The sequence below is a fragment of the bacterium genome, assembly GCA_035703895.1.
GTDB lineage: Bacteria > Sysuimicrobiota > Sysuimicrobiia > Sysuimicrobiales > Segetimicrobiaceae > Segetimicrobium.
In genome coordinates, this window is the sequence record DASSXJ010000257.1 from 1 (window position 1) to 2,234 (window position 2,234).

General features: G+C 64.5%; 3 protein-coding genes. All 3 read right to left on the minus strand.

Features of this window, described 5'->3' with window-relative positions; translation table 11 throughout:
* Positions 1-268: 268 nt before the first annotated feature.
* The gene (locus VFP86_17220; protein HET9001384.1) at positions 269-1,015 is read right to left on the minus strand and encodes a class I SAM-dependent methyltransferase; all 747 of its coding nucleotides are present in this window, start codon (positions 1,013-1,015) and stop codon (positions 269-271) included.
* 13 nt (positions 1,016-1,028) lie between these two features.
* Positions 1,029-1,310 carry an amidohydrolase family protein gene (locus tag VFP86_17225; GenBank protein HET9001385.1) on the minus strand — a complete coding sequence of 94 codons (282 nt, stop codon included), beginning with the start codon at positions 1,308-1,310 and terminating at the stop codon, positions 1,029-1,031.
* Positions 1,256-2,234: hypothetical protein (locus VFP86_17230; protein HET9001386.1), on the minus strand; the 979-nt coding region annotated here is incomplete at its 5' end. The genes VFP86_17225 and VFP86_17230, both read right to left, overlap by 55 nt.

Below are 2,234 nucleotides of genomic sequence, written 5' to 3' on the forward strand. Positions count from 1 at the left end.
GCGTCCCGTCCCCATGAGCTCCACATCGACCACCTCGAGACCGCGTCTCGCCGCGATCGGCCCCGCCAGTCCCGCCACGTGCTCAGCAATCTCCTGGCGCCTCACCGATTTTGCCCCCACAAACATGCGCCCCAGCCTTTGCGCCTCCAAGAAACGAAAGAGTGGGTCAAGCACCCACTCCCCTCGAAAGCGTCAAGATTGGGGCACAAATCCGGATCAAATACCTTCTGAATTATACCATAGGCGCAAAAGAAATGACAATGCGCGATCAAGTTCTCCGTAGGGAGATGAGGGTCAGACCGGAGTTTCGACGGATAAACCTATCGGCGACCCGGGTAAAGGGGAGAACTAGGGATTCAGCGAGGGTGCTCCAGCGTGTCAGCGGCTCCCCCTCTTTTCGGTCCTTTCGGTTTAACCTTCCCATCAGGGTATTGCAGACCCGCTCAGAGATCCCCACGTCGAGGTAGGTGACCTGTCTGAGCACAAATCCTTCCCGTTCGCAGACCGAGCTGTAATCACTCGGCCGACGCGTGAACATCGAGTACGCCTCTGACGGTTCTCCAGTATCCTCGAAGAGGTACATCCATTCCCTCGTAACCCGGCAGACGTCTCTGAGCAGCGTGTGCATCATGGGACGAGGGTTGTGCTGGAGGACGGTCACGGTGAAGGTCACGTCAAACTCCCGGTCCTGGAAGGGAAGGGTGATCCCGTCTATGAGGACGCACTCCACCCCCGCATTCCGAGTGGCGAGTTCCACCATGGACGAGGAGATGTCACACCCGACCCTCCGAGATGGCAGTAAGGGGCCTAACGCTTTCAGATTCCCCCCAGGCCCACAGCCGATTTCGAGGACCGAGCGTTGGTGAATCGGCATCCGCAAGAGGAACCGAGAGACGAACTGCGCCCGCTGATAGCGGTAGAATGGGGTATCGTCTCCGGCGACCACGTTGCCGTTTCCTCGGGACTCGATTTCCTGAGCCACCCGAGACCAGTATGTGCGCGGATCGTATGCCATGGGTCCCCCTGCTTTAGAACAGCGTCCCGCGCGCCGCGTGCGCGAGACGCCCCGCGCGGATAGTGTACACCGGCTCCAAGAGCACCGCCGCCTGCTCGGTGCACCCCGCGGCGTCGCTGTGCTCGACGGGCGCCTCGCGGACCCTGAACACGGTCACGTCGGCGCAGGCTCCGGGCCGGAGCGTGCCAATCTCCGCGTCCCGTCCAAGCGCCTTGGCGGGTGCGAGCGTCGATGCCGCGATCACGTCGCGCAGAGACATCCCGAGGTGGAGAAACTTCGCCATCGTCGTCGCCATATCCCGGACAGGATGACGGAGGTTTTGAGTGTGCAGGTCGGTGCTGATCGAATGCAGGGGCAGCCTGCGTCCATGGCTCGCCGCGCCGTCTCGAACGAAAAACTCGACAGCCCGTGGCCGATGTCGAACAGCACGCCTCGGTCCGCCGCGGCCCGCGCCTCTGGAATCGGACGGCCGGTGCGGTCGAGGATGCCTCCGGGTCCTTTTCCGTGCCAGCAGTGGGTCACGATGTCCCCGGGACCCAACTGGTTCAACACCTCGCCGATCACGGGCGGGGCCAGGCCGAGATGGCACATCACGCGGGTTCCTGACAGCCGCGCCGCCTGCACCGCCAGCTTCACCGGCGTGATGTCCATCGGCCCGCAGTGGAGATAGCTCGCCAGGACCTTCACGCCGACGAGCTCTCCGCGATGCCGCTCGACCATCTCGATCGTCCGCTTCTGATCGAAGTACGTCCACGATCCGTGGACCGGGGACACGGTGAGGCCGGGGACGGAGACGTTCAGAAACGCGAGGACTTGTGTCGTCGCCCGCTGGATAATGTACGCCGAAAACGCCTCGTACGATGCGGCGCCGCAGGTGCCCGTGTCGACCACGGTGGTCACGCCTTTCGCCACGCCCGCGTCACCATCTGGATGGACGCTGCCGGGCGTGAGCCCGTACGCCACGTGGGCGTGCAGGTCGATCCACCCGGGGGAGACGACCAACCCGGTCGCGTCCACCACCTGCGCGGCCGCGCCGGCGATGGACCCCACCGCCCGGATGCGGCCCTGGCGAATCGCGAGATCCATAGGCCCATCCACGCCGCCTGCGGGATCGAGGACCCGGCCCCCCCGGATCAGGAGGTCGTCGCCTGCCGGCGCCGCGGCACTCACGGGTAGAGCCGATTGAGCAGGCGAGGGAACGCGATCGTCTCCCTCACGT

What these genes read in the sequence shown, in the direction of transcription:
- VFP86_17220 (HET9001384.1), bottom strand. Translation starts at nt 1,015, where the DNA reads ATGGCATACGATCCGCGCACATACTGGTCTCGGGTGGCTCAGGAAATC.
- VFP86_17225 (HET9001385.1), bottom strand. Translation starts at nt 1,310, where the DNA reads ATGGCGACGACGATGGCGAAGTTTCTCCACCTCGGGATGTCTCTGCGC.